Genomic DNA, 13,612 nt, shown 5'->3' with positions numbered 1-13,612 from the left:
GTGCGCATGCCCAGGTGGGTGGAGAATTCCTCCTTCTGCTACACGGCCGGATCCCGGGTCGTTCCGGGTGAGCGCAGGATCCGGGTGAGCCTCTTCTGACTGGAGGCAGTCATGCGTGCACGCCTCGTACATGCCGGGCTCGCCCCGGCGCACCGACTTCACCGTGGTGGCCGCCTGCCCGATCAGGGGCGTAACGCACTTTAAAGTGCCTACTTACGAATTGATCGTAACTCGCCTAGCGTTCGTAGCGCTCATAGCGTTCGAATATGCAAAGGGAAGAACGAAAATCATGCGCGCAGCAGTCGTGAAGAAGATCGGTGGACCCGAGGCTGTCGAGGTCTTGGAGGTCCCCCTCCCGGAACCAGGTCCCCTGGAGGTCCGCATCAAGGTCGCGGCCGCCGCGCTCAATCCCGCCGATGCCGCTGTGTGGGCCGGGGTCTTCAGGCCGTTGGAGGAGGTCGAATACACCGGTCTCGGCCTGGACGCTGCCGGCACGGTCGACGCGGTCGGCCCGGGTGTCCCCCTCAAGGTCGGAACCCCGGTGATCGCGTTCGATGCCCCCGTGCTGCGCCCGACGAAGGCCCAGGCCGAATTCCTTGTGACCGACGTCAACTCCATCGCCCCCGCCCCGGAGGGTATGGACCTGACGCTCGCGGCGACGATCCCTCTCAACGCGATGACCGCCTCACTGGCCCTGGACCACCTCCCGCTACGCCCCCGCGACACTTTGCTTGTCACGGGCGCCGCCGGGGCCGTTGGCGGCTACGCCGTCGAGCTGGCCCGGACGCGGGGGGCGCGGATCGTCGCGCAGGGGCGGCCTGAGGACGAGGAGTTTCTCCGCGGTCGTGGCGCCACCTGGTTCGTGTCGCGCGACGAGGAGCTGAGTGAGGCGGTGCGCCGGTTCGTGCCGGAGGGCGTGGACGGCGTGCTCGACGCGGCAGCACTGGGCGCCCCTGCGCTGGCGGCTGTCCGCAACGGCGGCATCTTCGTGAGCGTGAGGGGCGACGTGCTGCCGGCGCCGCAGCGAGGCGTGGTGGTGCGGCTCACCGCCGCCGGTCCCGAAGCGACCCGTCTCTCGTATCTCTCCGCGCTCGCCGAGGTTGGCGTGCTGACGCCGCGCGTGGCGCAGATCTACCCCCTGTCGCAGGCCGCCGAAGCCCACGCCCAGCTCACCCGGGGCGGCCAGCGCGGCCGGATCGTGCTGGTGCCGTGAACGCCGAGACCGACACACGACACCGGAAGGAGCCGATCGTGAAGGAATCCCCTGTCGTCACCGCAGTGACCAGGATCTCCGCTCCGGTGGAGGACGTGTGGCGCGTGGTCGTGGCGTTCGACCAGTATGCGCAGTGGCACCCGGTTCTGTCCCTCGACGCGAAGCCCGACCAGGTCGTGGTCGGGGCGGAGGTTCCGGGCCGCCTCTCGGGCGGCGACACCGCCGAGCAGGACGTCACGATGAGGATCGTCGACTTGGAGGCTCCCCACCGGCTGGTGTGGGAGGGCGGATCGCTCGACGCGATTCTCGGCAGGCACTCGTTCGTGCTCACCCCACAGCCGGACGGCACCACCGAGTTCACCGACTCTGAGGAGTTCTTCGGCGCCGCTGCTGCCGAACTCATCCCGACACTTGACCAGCTCAGGAAGGAGTACTCCCGATACGGCGCCGCCCTGCAGACACGCGTGAAGGGGCTATCCGGCTGACGAGGTGGGGGTGGGGGCTCACGACCGTCAAGGAAATGCACAAGCAGGAGCGCGCCGCCGCTGCGGAGGTCATCGGGGACAGCCCCGGCATTCTGTGCTGGCGAGGTGGATTCGTGGGTCAGTCGTCTGCTTATGAGGTGGATCATCGCGAGGCGGGTCATGGCTTCGGAGCGATGCGGTGGGTCTCGTAGTCGCGGGCGAGGCGGCGGTGGCGCATGAGCCAGCCGAAGGTGCGCTCGACGACCCAGCGCTGCGGGATCACGGTGGACGGCTTCGACATCGATGCCGAGGCGAGCGCCGTGGTCGATGACTTACCAAACACCACCGCCAGGACAAAACGCTCTTTGATGACCGAACCGGCCGAGGGTGCGGGTGCGGGTGACGATGTGTTCGACGATGCCGTCGAGTCGTGACGGGTGGGTCGGAGAAGGCGGGTGCCGGCGGCAGCACAGTGGCTGCCCTCCGTGACGGGGCCGGCAAGTTCTCCAGAGGGATCGTCGAACGTGGTGTCTCTCGGGCGGCCAGTACCGGTGGGCGACGCACCGTGAGCGTGACGTCCGCCGCTTGGCCCAGAAGACCAGAACCATGGCCGGCTCGGACGGCGACTGTCTTTCATGTTGCAGCGCAAGGCCACAGTCCGTTACCGCGCTTGCGTGTGCTCGCGTCGCGCCGTGGTGTCGCTGCCGTCCCACTGGTAGCGGTCCGTGCCGGGCAGGCCCAGGAACTGCAGGACGCGTTCGACGAACTCGTCCCGCAGCTGCGCGAGTGTCTCGGGCACGTTGTAGTACGTGGGGATCATTGGGTACACGGTGGCGCCCGCTTCCGTGACGGCGACCATGTTGCGCAGGTGGATGAGGTTCAGCGGTGCTTCCCGCAGGCACAGGACGAGTCTGCGCCGTTGCTTCAGCATCACGTCCGCGGCTCGCTCGATGAGGCTCTCGGCCTGGCCGTGAGCGATGCGTCCGAGTACGCCGGCCGCGCACGGCAAGATGATCATTGCGTCGCTCGGGTAACTGCCGCTGGTCACCGGTCCGGACATGTCGGCCGGATCCAGGAAGCGTACTTTCGGTGACGTCGCCTCCAGGGCCTGGACCACCGAGTCCGGGTCTTCGCCGGTCCGGAATTCGAAGGCCACCAGTTTGCGCCCGTTGGCCGACACCAGAAGATCGACATGGCCGACCCGGTCGTCCCTCTGAAGTGCGGCGAGCAGGGCCTTGGCCACACCGGTGCCGCCCGCTCCCGTGACAGCAACTGTCACATTCTGCTGGGTCACGACTGTCCCTTTTCCTGACTCATCGGGTCGGCAACCGCGCTGACTCGTGCCACACAAGTGATGTCTCGACGCCTGGGGTTGAAGGACCGCCGTCCGCTTCGGTCCGACGCGCACGCTGATCGGTACCCGCCTGTGATCGCGAGATCCCCTCGGTCACTCGACCAGCGGCTTCTCGTCCTTCCTCATTCACCCGGTCGGCGTCCACCGCTCAGCGGGGCAGGGGCCCGCGCACGACGGTCCACCCGGCTCCGCGCCTTTGCCCATGGGCCCGGCACGACGCCCACCCCCTGACCGCCGGGCTGTGGCCGGTCAGGGGGGCGGGCGTCGTACTGGTCGTGTGGCGGGCCACCTGGTGGCGGTTGCGCCCCAGACGTCCACGGCAGCGCAGGCGCCGGCTTTAGGGCACCGCGGGTGTCAGCCCACGGCACCGCGGGTGTCAGCCCACGGCACCGCGGGTGTCAGCTCGATGCGGCAGAGCCGGTGTCGCCCGCCTGCTCGGATTCGGCGGCCAGGACCTTGGCGCGCACGTCTGCCGGGAAGACGCCGTCGAAGGTGGCGGGCGGAACGCGTCCGCTTCCCACCGCCGGGAGCAGGGCGTCGTGTACGACGATGGCGCCCCAGCCGTTGTGCAGTTCCTCCTCGAGGAAGCACGGGTACCACGGCATGATCGGCCCGTGCCACTGCTCCTGACGGAGCGACGGATGCACTCTGGTGGCCAGCGCCCACAGGAGATCCGAGTCGTTCGCCGGGTCCACGTCGTCGTCGAGGACGTAGACGACCGGGGAAAGCCGGCCCACCCGGGTGCCGTTCAGGACCTCGCCGATGCGGTGCACGAATCGCGCGGTGTCCATGCCCGGCAGCGCATCGCGCCAGTTCTGCGGGACCGTGATCACCGTCCAGAAGCAGGCGGCGCCGAGCGGCAGCCAAGCGGTCGTGATGGGCAGTCCCGCCTTCTGCAGGACCGCGACGACCTCTGCGGAGATGCCCGCGGCCGGTGCGACATGCGAGTCGTCGACAGGCCGTCCGGCGGCGGCCAGCGGCCAGATCGGGTCGTCCCGGTAGGTGATCGCCTCGATGCTGAAGAGCGGCTGCGGCGACGTCTCGGGCAGGGCCCAGCCGTGGAACTCCGCGAACGGGCCCTCCACGGCATCACGCGTTGCGGACAGGTACCCCTCGATGACGACCTCGGCGGAGGCCGGCACCTCCAGGTCGTTCGTCTCACACTTCACCACGTCGACCGGCTCGCCCAGCACCGCTCCGAGATACGCTCCCTCGTCGACCTCGGTCGGAACGGTCATTCCGCCGACGACGGCAGCGCCCGGGTCGCCTCCCTGGAAAAGGGCGTAGGGCATCGGCTCTCCGATGGCCTCCCACTCACGCCAGATCATGCCGAGGTGCTGGCCCGGCAGCACCAGTCCGGTCATGTGCCGGTCGTCGATCATCATGATTCGGGAAATGGACCAGTTCGTCCATCGGCCGTCCGGCGTCCTCGCGACGATGACACCCCACGTGTTGACGTAGGGACCGCCGTCGCTCTGGTGGACGAACGGGATCGGGAATCGGTCGAGACGAGCTTCTTCCCCCGTCAGGATGTTCTGCTTGCAGGGCGCCAAGCCGGCTGCCACACGCCGCGGCGGGAGCAGTTCCCCGGTACCCGCCTGCCTGAGATGTTCGACCAGTTCGGCAGCGGTCGTCGTGTACGGCAGGCCGAGGGAGAGGGAGACCCGGGCCAGCGGGTGCCCGGGAACGCTCGACAGGGCGCCCGGGGCCCCGATCATGCGGAACCCCTCGCCGGCCCCGCTGAGGTGTTCGAAGAACGGGGCGGGCCGGCCGTTCTCGGTGGACCGCCGGGTGACGGCCGCGGCTTCCAGATTCGGATCGATCACGCGCGGGATGCGCTGGATGTCTCCCAGCGCGTCGAGCGCGGAGATGTAGGACCGGAGGTCATTGATTTCGGACATCAGTCCCTTACGCCTTTCAATTCGGATGGGCGAGGCATTCCGTCCCAGCGCCGCGCCGACGGCACCTGGATATCCAGCTGGTCCAGCACTCGGACAACGACATGCTCAACGAGATCGTCGATGGTTTTCGGGCGGCTGTAGAAGGCCGGCATCGGCGGAACGATTCTCGCTCCCATACGGGAGAGCGCCAGCATGTTGTCGAGGTGGATTTCGCTGAGCGGGGTCTCCCTCGGCACGAGCACCAGGGGACGCCGCTCTTTCAGCGTGACGTCGGCGGCGCGGGGGATGAGGCCGTCGGCGTATCCGGTTCGAATTCCGGCGAGCGTCTTCATGCTGCACGGTGCGATAATCATTCCATCCATCCGGAATGACCCCGATGAAATCGCCGCACCCTGATCGTTCCATGAATAGGTCACGTCTGCCAGATCGGTGACTTCGCGAACCGACAGGCTGGTCTCCAGATGGATTGTCGCTTTGGCCCACTGGGACAGAACGAGATGTGTTTCCACGTCCGGCTGGTTCCGCAGCCGGCGGAGCAGCTCGACACCGAAGACGGCGCCGGTCGCCCCGGTCATTCCCAAGATCACTCTTCGCGGCACGGGAACCACCTTCCGTACACGGTAAGTCCGTACACGGATGAATGTAGAGGATGAAGCTTCCGACTGCAAACAGTCCGTGTACGGACTCACAGTGCACGGATGTATCCTGAGCCGGTGACGATCGGAGCTCGATACGACGGGGTGCTGGCCGACGGCATGGCCCACCAGCTGCGACGCGCCTCGCAGGCGGTGAACGCCTCGTGGCAACTGCGCAGCAGCGACCTCACGCCTGCGCAGTTCGCGGTGCTCCAAGTCCTGGATGAGCGCGAAAGCCTCGATCAGAAGACCCTCGGCGCCCTCGCCGCGGTCGACCGGTCGACGCTCACTCCCCTCCTCGACCGGCTCCTGGCCCGCGGCCTGATCACCAAGAGCACGGATCCCGGCAACCGCCGCCGGCAGCTGATCGCCCTGACGCCCGCCGGGCACGAGCGAGCGGCCCTGGGCCGCCGGCAGGCACAGGAAACGAGCCGTTGGATCGAAGACCTGCTCGGGCCCGAGCGGCTCGCGACCCTCACCCTGCTCCTCAAGGAGCTGGGGGACGCGGGCCGCGACCAGCAGCCCGGCAGCAACCGCTCATGAGCAAGCCCTCCGGGCGCCGGACAGTCACCTGCCTCACCCGTAACACCGGCCGCACTGGCCGCACCTGACGATCCCGGCATCGCGGCAGGCGCCGACTGCACAACCGCCCGTACGGTCCCGGTGCCAGCAGGCCGGCCCGGGATGCCGGCCGGGATGTCCGGCCCGGCCGGACTGCGCGGGTGCGGGCGCGTACAGCGGCAACAGGGCTTCCTGGCGCACCGGACGCGTCGCGTCCCCGGGCTGCCGAAAGGCCCCGCTCTTCACGCATCGACCGCACCGCACTCCCCCGGCCAGGCCCGCTGTTGTGCCGGGTGCGGGCCGCCGCCGCGGACTCCCTGAACCAGCGCGGCCGGCGTGCGCCACCTCGTCCTGCGGCTCCGCGGATCCCGCCGTGCTCACTGCCGGACAGGGCCTGGCCGGGACGGCCGGTTCCCGCCCGGTTGCTGAACTCCGGGGCTCTTCACCGGGGTTGATTGATGCCGCCTGTGATGTGCGGGATCCCGCGCGGCCCGCCGCGCATCAAAGGCGGCGTATCGCGCCGTCCGCCCGGAGGTCCTTGAGCGCCGGGTAGCCGTCCACCGCCATGATCAGGTCGGCCTCGGCAAGCAGCGAGCGCAGGACGTGGACGATGCCCTGCGTGCCTCCGAGAGCCAGCCCGTATGCGTACGGGCGGCCCACACCCACGGCGGTGGCCCCCAGCGCCAGCGCCTTGACCACGTCCGCACCGCTGCGGACACCCGAGTCGAACAGAACCGGCAGGCCGTCCGCCGCCTCGACCACTCCCGGCAGCGCCTCCACGGCGGGCAGTCCGCCGTTCGCCTGCCGGCCGCCGTGGTTGGAGCAGTAGATGCCGTCCATGCCGCCGTCCCTGGCGCGGCGCGCGTCTTCGGGGTGGCAGATGCCTTTGAGGACGAGCGGCAGGTCGGTGATCGACCGCAGCCAGCTGAGATCGTCCCAGGTCAGCGGATTGCCGAAGATCCGTGCCCACTCCAGCACCGCGGCCCGCACATCCTCCTCGGGGGCTTTGGCCAGCCGGGCCCTGAAGACCGGGTCGGACGTGTAGTTGGCGAGGCAGTGGCCGCGCAGCTGTGGGAAGTTGCCGGTTCCCAGGTCGCGGGGGCGCCATCCCGTGATCCAGGTGTCCAGCGTCACCACGATGCCTTTGAAGCCCGCCGTTTCGGCCCGGCGCACCAGACTCTCGGCCAGCTCCCGGTCGGTGGGGGTGTACAGCGAGAAGAATCCCGGGGTTTCCCCGAACTCGGCCGCGACCTCCTCCAGCGGATCGACGCTGAGGGTGGAGGCCACCATCGGCACGCCCGTACGGGCGGCTGCGCGGGCCGTGGCCAGGTCGCCGCGGCCGTCCTGCGCGCACAGCCCGATCACTCCGACGGGTGCCATGAACAGCGGGGACGGCAGACTCGTCCCGAACAGGTTCACCGACATGTCGCGCCGGGCCGCGCCGACCATCATCCGCGGCACCAGTCCCCACCGCAGGAACGCCGCAACGTTGGCCCGCTGGGTGGACTCGTCTCCTGCGCCACCGGCGACATACGACAGCAGCGACGGCGACAGCGCCGCCTGCGCTCGCGCCTCCAGCTCCTGGAACTCCATCGGCAGGGCGGGCAGCACGCCGGACAGCCCGTCGATGTAGATCTCGTTCTGGTAGTCACCGAACTGCCCGTCGAGCTCCCGGTTCATCCGTGGGGTCACCGCCTCGCCTCACCTGCCCCCGGCCATCGGGGACCAGTGCCTTTCATCGTGCGGCCGGGACGGGGCGGCGGCCAGGTCACAGCAGTACAGCCCGCACTGAAGGCGTTGTGACCGACGTACATTGATCCGCCGCGGCCCCGGGCCACGTCCGGGTGCGTGGCCTGACGCTCCTTCGCAGCGCCCCGGCATGAACACGCCCTCGCGCCGGCCAGCCGGACGGTCGCCCCCGAGCGATCCGTCAGCCGCTCCTCGCCGTCAGTCGGTGCCGGCCGTGACCGTCTCCCAGCGGGTGTACTCGTCCATCAGCTCGGCGAAGCGGCCGCGCACCATCTCCAGGCCGGCGGTGGCCACCGCGAGGTGCAGCGGGGGCTCGTCGATGCCCGTGATGTCGGCGACGGCCGCCATGGACCTGATGAGGTCGCCCCGCACCGCCTGCTTGTCGAATTCGGCCATGCCGGCGTAGGCGGGCGCGTAGGCGGGGATGGACGCGGCGGGGAGCTTCGCGTTGGTCCCGAAGCTGGTGTCGTAGCCCGCCGGCTCGACCAGGGTGACGCGGATGCCCAGCGGGCCGACCTCCTTGGCCAGTCCCTCGGTCAGGTTCTGCACGGCGCTCTTGGAGGCGCAGTACACGGCCATCGTGGGCAGGCTGACGTGGCCGCCCATGGAGCCGACGTTGATGATGTGGCCGCGGCCGCGTTCCCGCATGTGCGGGAGTACGGCCTGGATCACCTGGACGAGGCCCACCACGTTGGTCTCGAACTGGTCGCGCAGCTGGTCGGGGCTGACTTCCTCGACCGTGCCGACCTGCCCGTAGCCGGCGGCGCCCAGGAGGGCGTCGATGGCGCCGAAGCGGTCGACGCTCTCCTTGACGGCCTGCTCGATGCCGGCGGCGTCGGTGACGTCGAGGCGTGTGACCAGGACGTTGCCGAGGCCGGCGAAGGCCGGGTTGGCCTTGGCCGTGTCGCGCATGGTGGCCACGACGTTCCAGCCGCGCGCGGCGTACTCGAAGGTGGCCGCTTCGCCCATGCCTGTCGAAGCACCTGTGATCAGAACGGTCTTGCGCATGATGCCCTCTCTCGCGGCGTGGCCTGTGCGCCCGCACCGCTACTAAACAGAATCTACAAAACATGTATAGCACGCCCAGTTGGTATGGTGTGCATATGACCGTGACCCGTGGGGACACCCGACGCCGCGCGCAGGTACTCGCGGCGGCACTGACCGTTTTCGCCACGTTCGGCTATCGCAAGACGTCGATGGACGCGGTGGCTCAGGCGGCGGACATCTCCCGCCCCGGCCTGTACTTCCTCTTCTCCGGCAAGGAGGAGCTGTTCCGCGAGACCATGCGGCAGGCGCTGGACGAGGCCCTGGGCGACGCCCGCACGGCGCTGGCCGCGCCCGGTGCGGACCTCAACGCGCGTCTGGTGGCCGCGCTCGACGCCCATCTGGGCCGCTACGTCGGCACGCACATCAACGAGGGCGTCGACGACCTGCTGGAGCACGGCACAGCACAGCTCCAGAACATGTACGACGACTACCGGGGCGCCTTCCTCGACGCGCTCACCGAGGCCGTCGCCACCTCCGGCCGGCCCACCGCAGGCGTCACCCCGCGGCAGATCGCCGAGGTCCTGCACGCCGCCGCCGAGGGCTGGAAGCATCGCGTCGCCGACCGTCCGGCATTCGTCGACAAGCTCACCATGGCCGTCGGCGTCGCCTTGCGCCCCTAGGTTCCGCCGACGGCAACACCGCTGGCGGCACGCCCTGCTCGAAGAGCTTGGAGGAGGGCGTGCCGGGCCCCGCGGCGGCGGCATGACCGGCCGGGCAGGCCCTAGAAGCTCCTGCGCACACCCCCGTCGACCGACAGCATCACGCCCGTGAGGTAGGACGCGGCGGGCGACAGCAGGAAGGCGGCACTGCGGCCGAACTCCTCGGGGGTTCCGTAGCGGCGCAGGGGGACGCCTGCGGTCGCACGGGCGCGGGCGGCGTCGGCGTGCCCGGTGTGCGCGTCGAGTTCGCGGACCCGGTCGGTCTCGATGTGGGCGGGCACCAGGCCGACGACGCGGATGCCCCGGGGGCCCAGCTCGTTCGCCAGACTCTTCGCGTAACCGGCCAGGCCCGGCCGGAAGGCGTTGGAGAGCGCGAGGCCGGGAATCGGCTCGTACACGGAGCTGGAGAGGACGAAGCCGATGACCCCTCCCCCGTCCAGCTCCGCCGCGACGGCGCGGGACAGCCGCACCGCACCGAGGAAGACCGACTCGAAGGCGGCGCGCCACTGGTCGTCGTCGATGGTGTCCGACGTACCTGGCGGCGGGCCGCCGACGCTGATGAGCACCCCGTCCAGCCGCTTGAAGGCATCGCGTGCCGCGCCGATGAGCCGGTCCGGGGCAGCGGGGTCGGCGTTGTCGGCCACGACACCGACCGCCTGCCCCCGGCCGCCGAGTTCCGCCTCGGCGGCGGCCACCGACTTCTCGCCGCGGCCGCTGACGACCACCCTCGCCCCGTCCGCCACCAGTTCGCGCGCGGCGGCCCTGCCCAGACCGCGGGTGCCACCGGTGACGATGTACACCCGGTCCTTCAGTCCAAGGTCCATGTCCGCTGTCTCCTGTCCCGCCGTGCCGGCCGCACGGCCTACAGCATCGCCTTCTGGGGCTGGGTGGGCACCACGATGACGGTGGTGGTGCCGGCGCTCAGGGCCGCCTTGAACTCCCGCTCCAGGTCCCCCGTGGTCTCCACGTCGACCGCCCGGCAGCCGAATCCGCGGGCCACGGAGGCGATGTCGAGCCCGGGCAGGTCGAGTCCCGGAACGCCCGGCGTCTCCTCCAGCACCGCGAACGACTTGAGGATGGAGTACTCCTGGTTGCGCATCACCACATACACGATGGGGAGGTCGTGCTGGGCCGCCGTCCAGATGGCCTGCACGGAGTACTGGAAGGAACCGTCGCCGATCAGGCCGACCACCGGCCGGTCGACGCCCCGGTCCCGGTCGCCCAGCGCGACGCCCACCGCGGCCGGGGTGGCCCAGCCGATCCCTCCGCTGGCCGTGGCGAAGAACGATCCGCTCCTGACCGTCGGAAGCCATTCGACCTGCTGCGCCATCGTGGAGGTCGATTCGTTGACGATGACCGCGTCCGGCGGCCGGACCCTGCTCAGGGTGGCGTACACCTCCGGCGGGGTGAGCGGGCTGCCCGGCACCTGCGGCAGCTCACGGGGCCGCGCCATCGGCTCCGGAGCGGTCCGCGCAGACCCCTCGGCGACCGTGTCCAGGAGCAGTTCGATCGCCGTCGCGGGATCGCCCAGGAGGCTGTCGCCCACCCGCGCCGCCGCGGCCACCCCCGGATTGCCGGTGATCTGCAGGAGTTCGGTGCCGTCGGGGAGGTAGTCGCCGGGCACGTAGGGGTAGTAGCGGAAGGCCTCCGCGCCGATCACGACCACCAGGTCGTGCCCGGCCAGCCGGTCGCTGATGGTCTTCACCGACATGCCGAGCGGGCCGCGGAAGAGGGGGTGGTCCTCGGGGAAGGAGGCGCGGTCCAGCAGCGGGGCGCCGTAGACGGAAGCACGCAGCTTCTCCGCCAGGGCCACGGCCGCGTCCCAGCCGCCGGCGCGGTCCACCTCCGGCCCGAAGACCAGCGCGGGACGGCGGCTTGCGGAGATGCGGTCGGCGAACAGCCGCAGGCGCCGCGCGTCGGGGACGACCCGGTCGCTGACGGTCCGGACCCGGGTGAACCCGGACAGCGGCCGCTTCCAGTCGTCCATGGGAATCGACAGGTAGACCGGTCCCGCCGGCGGCTGCAGCGCCTCCGCGTAGGCCCGCATGAAGGCCTCGGGGACGTCTTCGGCGCGGGCCGGCTCGTAGGACCACTTCACCCACGGCTTCGGCAGCGTGGTGGCCTCGCGGTTGCCGAGATACGGCTCCCCGATCACGAGTTCACGGTGCTGCTGTCCCGAGGTGATGATCAGCGGCGTGTTTCCGTGGTAGGCCGCCACCAGGTTGCCCACGGCGTTTCCCACCCCGGCCGAGGAGTGCACGTTGACCAGTGCCGGGCGGCGCGTGACCTGGGCGAAGGCGTCGGCCATCGCGATGACGGACGCCTCCTGCAGCGCCAGGACGTAGGTGAAGTCCTCGGGGAAATCCTGCAGGAAGGTCTGCTCGGTCGAGCCGGGATTGCCGAAGACCGTGGTGAGTTTCAGGGTCCGCAGCAGGTCGTAGGTCACGCTGTGGACGGTGGATTGCTCGGTCATTGTTGCCACCGACTTTCGTGCTGGAGCCGGGCGCCGGGTCAACGGCCCTGCCCGTGGGATGCGCGCTTCTCGGTGAAGGCCCGGGCGCCTTCCCTCGCGTCGTGGGACGCCGGAACCAAGCGCCGATCCGATCCTGCTCGACACCGGCGCCCTCGTCGCGAAATGCGGTCCGTTCGGTGACGGCACGTCCGACGGCCGCCACGGCCAGGGGGCGATGCGCAGTGGACCTCGGTCCGGCCGAAGGACGGCGCTCCGCGCGGCCACGGTCATGTCGCGGGCGAGCGCCGTCCCGGGGCCCGCGACAGGCCGGCCGCCCAGCCGTCCGCCGCGTTCATGTACCGCTCCATGCCGCGCCCGTGTACCGCTCTCCTTCCGGTCCGGGGATCGGACCGCTTCCGTCAGGACGACGCTAGGAGCGTGCACGGATGGAGCCATTGGGCGACGGACACCACATTTGCCAGGAAATTGGTTTCCTGGCACCAATAGGAGCGATACTCACCGGTATTTCCTTGCTTGACAAAGCAGATGAATGCCTGGGCATACTCGGTCGGTCGGTCCGGAACACGGGAGCCCGCATGAACCTCGGCATGGCCATCGCTGACTTCACCCAGCCCCGGGGCCCGGCAGGCATCGCCCGTCACGTGGGCCGGCTCGCCCGCACCGCGGAGGAGTACGGGTTCACACGCATCGCCGTCATGGACCATCTCTTCCAGATCGGGATCGTGGGGACGTCCGAACAGGAGATGCTGGAGGCGTACACCACGCTGGGCTACCTGGCGGCGAGCACCGAGCGCGTGGAGCTTCTCGCCCTGGTGACCTCGGCCGGCTACCGCGAGCCCGGCCTGCTGGCCAAGATGGTCACCACGCTCGACGTGCTGTCCGAGGGCCGGGCGGCCCTGGGCATCGGCGTCGGCGCGGGGTTCAACGTCGCCGAGGCGCGCGGACTGGGCCTGCCCTTCCCGCCCGTCGCGGAGCGGTTCGAACGCCTCGAGGAGACACTACGGATCTGCCTGCAGATGTGGAGCGACGACGAAGGGCCCTTCAACGGCCGCCACTACCGGCTCGAGCGCACCCTCAACTCCCCGCGCACGGTACGGCGCCCCCATCCGCCGGTCCTGATCGGCGGGTCCGGCGAGCGGAAGACACTGCGGCTCGTCGCGGAGTACGGCAACGCCTGCAACCTCTTCCACGGACCGGACCTCCGGCACAAGCTCGACGTGCTGCGCGGGCACTGCGACCGGGCCGGGCGGGACTACGACACGATCGAGAAGACCGTCCTCCTCCCCCTCGACCCCGGGCCGCGGGGCGAGCACGTGCCGGGCCTGCTCGCCGAACTGCGCCGGCTGCACCGGATCGGCATCGACCACGTCATCGGCCCGGTACGGGGAGCCGACCAGCAGGCGGCCCTCCAGCTGCTCGGAGAACGCGTCGTTCCCGAGACAGCACACTTCTGAGATACCGCACCTCTGCGGTACCGCACCACTGAGTACCGCATCCCCGGCCGCGACACGTGGCAGGGACCTGACCAGCCCCCGCTGTATCAATTTGCTTGAAGA

Annotated in this window: 13 protein-coding genes and 1 pseudogene; 5 read left to right on the top strand and 9 right to left on the bottom strand. The window is 69.9% G+C overall.

All coding sequences use genetic code 11. The features are described 5' to 3' along the window. Positions 1 to 289: 289 nt before the first annotated feature. A complete protein-coding gene (locus AQJ27_RS39775) occupies positions 290 to 1,213 on the top strand; it encodes a zinc-binding dehydrogenase (protein ID WP_067380134.1) in 924 nt (307 codons plus the stop codon). Between the two features lie 38 nt (positions 1,214 to 1,251). Then, entirely contained in the window at positions 1,252 to 1,698 is a 447-nt protein-coding gene (locus AQJ27_RS39770) for an SRPBCC domain-containing protein (RefSeq protein WP_159064511.1), read from the top strand. Between the two features lie 104 nt (positions 1,699 to 1,802). Here the strand turns inward: AQJ27_RS39770 and AQJ27_RS57555 are convergent. The 5 genes and pseudogenes from AQJ27_RS57555 to AQJ27_RS39755 form a co-directional block, all read right to left on the bottom strand. Then, positions 1,803 to 2,009: pseudogene (locus tag AQJ27_RS57555) on the bottom strand (transposase); the annotation flags it as partial. Further along, the gene (locus AQJ27_RS60965) at positions 1,957 to 2,241 is read right to left on the bottom strand and encodes a hypothetical protein (RefSeq protein WP_369693343.1); all 285 of its coding nucleotides are present in this window, start codon (positions 2,239 to 2,241) and stop codon (positions 1,957 to 1,959) included. The pseudogene AQJ27_RS57555 and the gene AQJ27_RS60965, both read right to left, overlap by 53 nt. Before the next feature lie 97 nt (positions 2,242 to 2,338). Continuing rightward, complete coding sequence (locus tag AQJ27_RS39765) at positions 2,339 to 2,971, bottom strand: UbiX family flavin prenyltransferase (protein ID WP_067380129.1); 633 nt, start codon at positions 2,969 to 2,971, stop codon at positions 2,339 to 2,341. Between the two features lie 458 nt (positions 2,972 to 3,429). Next, positions 3,430 to 4,932 carry a UbiD family decarboxylase gene (locus AQJ27_RS39760; RefSeq protein WP_067380126.1) on the bottom strand — a complete coding sequence of 501 codons (1,503 nt, stop codon included), beginning with the start codon at positions 4,930 to 4,932 and terminating at the stop codon, positions 3,430 to 3,432. Then, the gene (locus AQJ27_RS39755) at positions 4,932 to 5,531 is read right to left on the bottom strand and encodes a non-oxidative hydroxyarylic acid decarboxylases subunit B (protein WP_268814651.1); all 600 of its coding nucleotides are present in this window, start codon (positions 5,529 to 5,531) and stop codon (positions 4,932 to 4,934) included. Before AQJ27_RS39755 ends, AQJ27_RS39760 begins: the two co-directional genes overlap by 1 nt. Positions 5,532 to 5,645: 114 nt before the next feature. Between AQJ27_RS39755 and AQJ27_RS39750 the strand changes: the two genes are divergently transcribed. Next, complete coding sequence (locus AQJ27_RS39750) at positions 5,646 to 6,110, top strand: MarR family winged helix-turn-helix transcriptional regulator (protein ID WP_159064509.1); 465 nt, start codon at positions 5,646 to 5,648, stop codon at positions 6,108 to 6,110. Between the two features lie 519 nt (positions 6,111 to 6,629). On the opposite strand, the gene AQJ27_RS39745 is transcribed toward AQJ27_RS39750, so the two are convergent. Continuing rightward, positions 6,630 to 7,808, bottom strand: a complete 1,179-nt coding sequence (locus tag AQJ27_RS39745; protein WP_067380117.1) for an alpha-hydroxy-acid oxidizing protein — start codon at positions 7,806 to 7,808, stop codon at positions 6,630 to 6,632. Between the two features lie 267 nt (positions 7,809 to 8,075). After that, positions 8,076 to 8,885 (bottom strand): SDR family NAD(P)-dependent oxidoreductase, encoded by an 810-nt coding sequence (locus AQJ27_RS39740; protein ID WP_067380114.1) that lies wholly within the window; start codon positions 8,883 to 8,885, stop codon positions 8,076 to 8,078. A 95-nt stretch (positions 8,886 to 8,980) separates the two neighbouring features. On the opposite strand from AQJ27_RS39740, the gene AQJ27_RS39735 reads away from it, so the two are divergent. Continuing rightward, positions 8,981 to 9,544: a TetR/AcrR family transcriptional regulator gene (locus tag AQJ27_RS39735; protein WP_067380111.1), complete on the top strand. Its 564-nt coding sequence runs from the start codon at positions 8,981 to 8,983 to the stop codon at positions 9,542 to 9,544. A gap of 101 nt (positions 9,545 to 9,645) precedes the next feature. Here AQJ27_RS39735 and AQJ27_RS39730 read toward each other — a convergent pair whose 3' ends face one another. Together AQJ27_RS39730 and mdlC are read right to left on the bottom strand one after the other, a co-directional pair. Next, positions 9,646 to 10,407: an SDR family oxidoreductase gene (locus tag AQJ27_RS39730; RefSeq protein WP_067380107.1), complete on the bottom strand. Its 762-nt coding sequence runs from the start codon at positions 10,405 to 10,407 to the stop codon at positions 9,646 to 9,648. A 38-nt stretch (positions 10,408 to 10,445) separates the two neighbouring features. Continuing rightward, on the bottom strand, positions 10,446 to 12,056 hold the full coding sequence (gene mdlC, locus AQJ27_RS39725) for a benzoylformate decarboxylase (RefSeq protein WP_067380104.1): 1,611 nt from the start codon (positions 12,054 to 12,056) through the stop codon (positions 10,446 to 10,448). A 575-nt stretch (positions 12,057 to 12,631) separates the two neighbouring features. Here mdlC and AQJ27_RS39720 point away from each other — a divergent pair. Continuing rightward, positions 12,632 to 13,510, top strand: a complete 879-nt coding sequence (locus AQJ27_RS39720) for an LLM class F420-dependent oxidoreductase (RefSeq protein ID WP_067380101.1) — start codon at positions 12,632 to 12,634, stop codon at positions 13,508 to 13,510. Positions 13,511 to 13,612: the final 102 nt, after the last annotated feature.

The organism is Streptomyces olivochromogenes, assembly GCF_001514115.1.
GTDB classification, from domain to species: Bacteria; Actinomycetota; Actinomycetes; order Streptomycetales; family Streptomycetaceae; genus Streptomyces; species Streptomyces olivochromogenes.
The sequence above is the reverse complement of the archived record's forward strand: the minus strand, read 5'-3'. Positions and strand labels throughout refer to the sequence as shown.

Bases quoted from the DNA above. Each gene is read 5' to 3' on its own strand.
- AQJ27_RS39775 (WP_067380134.1), top strand. From the start codon at position 290: ATGCGCGCAGCAGTCGTGAAGAAGATCGGTGGACCCGAGGCTGTCGAG.
- AQJ27_RS39760 (WP_067380126.1), bottom strand. From the start codon at position 4,932: ATGTCCGAAATCAATGACCTCCGGTCCTACATCTCCGCGCTCGACGCG.
- AQJ27_RS39745 (WP_067380117.1), bottom strand. From the start codon at position 7,808: ATGAACCGGGAGCTCGACGGGCAGTTCGGTGACTACCAGAACGAGATC.
- AQJ27_RS39740 (WP_067380114.1), bottom strand. From the start codon at position 8,885: ATGCGCAAGACCGTTCTGATCACAGGTGCTTCGACAGGCATGGGCGAA.
- AQJ27_RS39735 (WP_067380111.1), top strand. From the start codon at position 8,981: ATGACCGTGACCCGTGGGGACACCCGACGCCGCGCGCAGGTACTCGCG.
- AQJ27_RS39730 (WP_067380107.1), bottom strand. From the start codon at position 10,407: ATGGACCTTGGACTGAAGGACCGGGTGTACATCGTCACCGGTGGCACC.
- mdlC (WP_067380104.1), bottom strand. From the start codon at position 12,056: ATGACCGAGCAATCCACCGTCCACAGCGTGACCTACGACCTGCTGCGG.
- AQJ27_RS39720 (WP_067380101.1), top strand. From the start codon at position 12,632: ATGAACCTCGGCATGGCCATCGCTGACTTCACCCAGCCCCGGGGCCCG.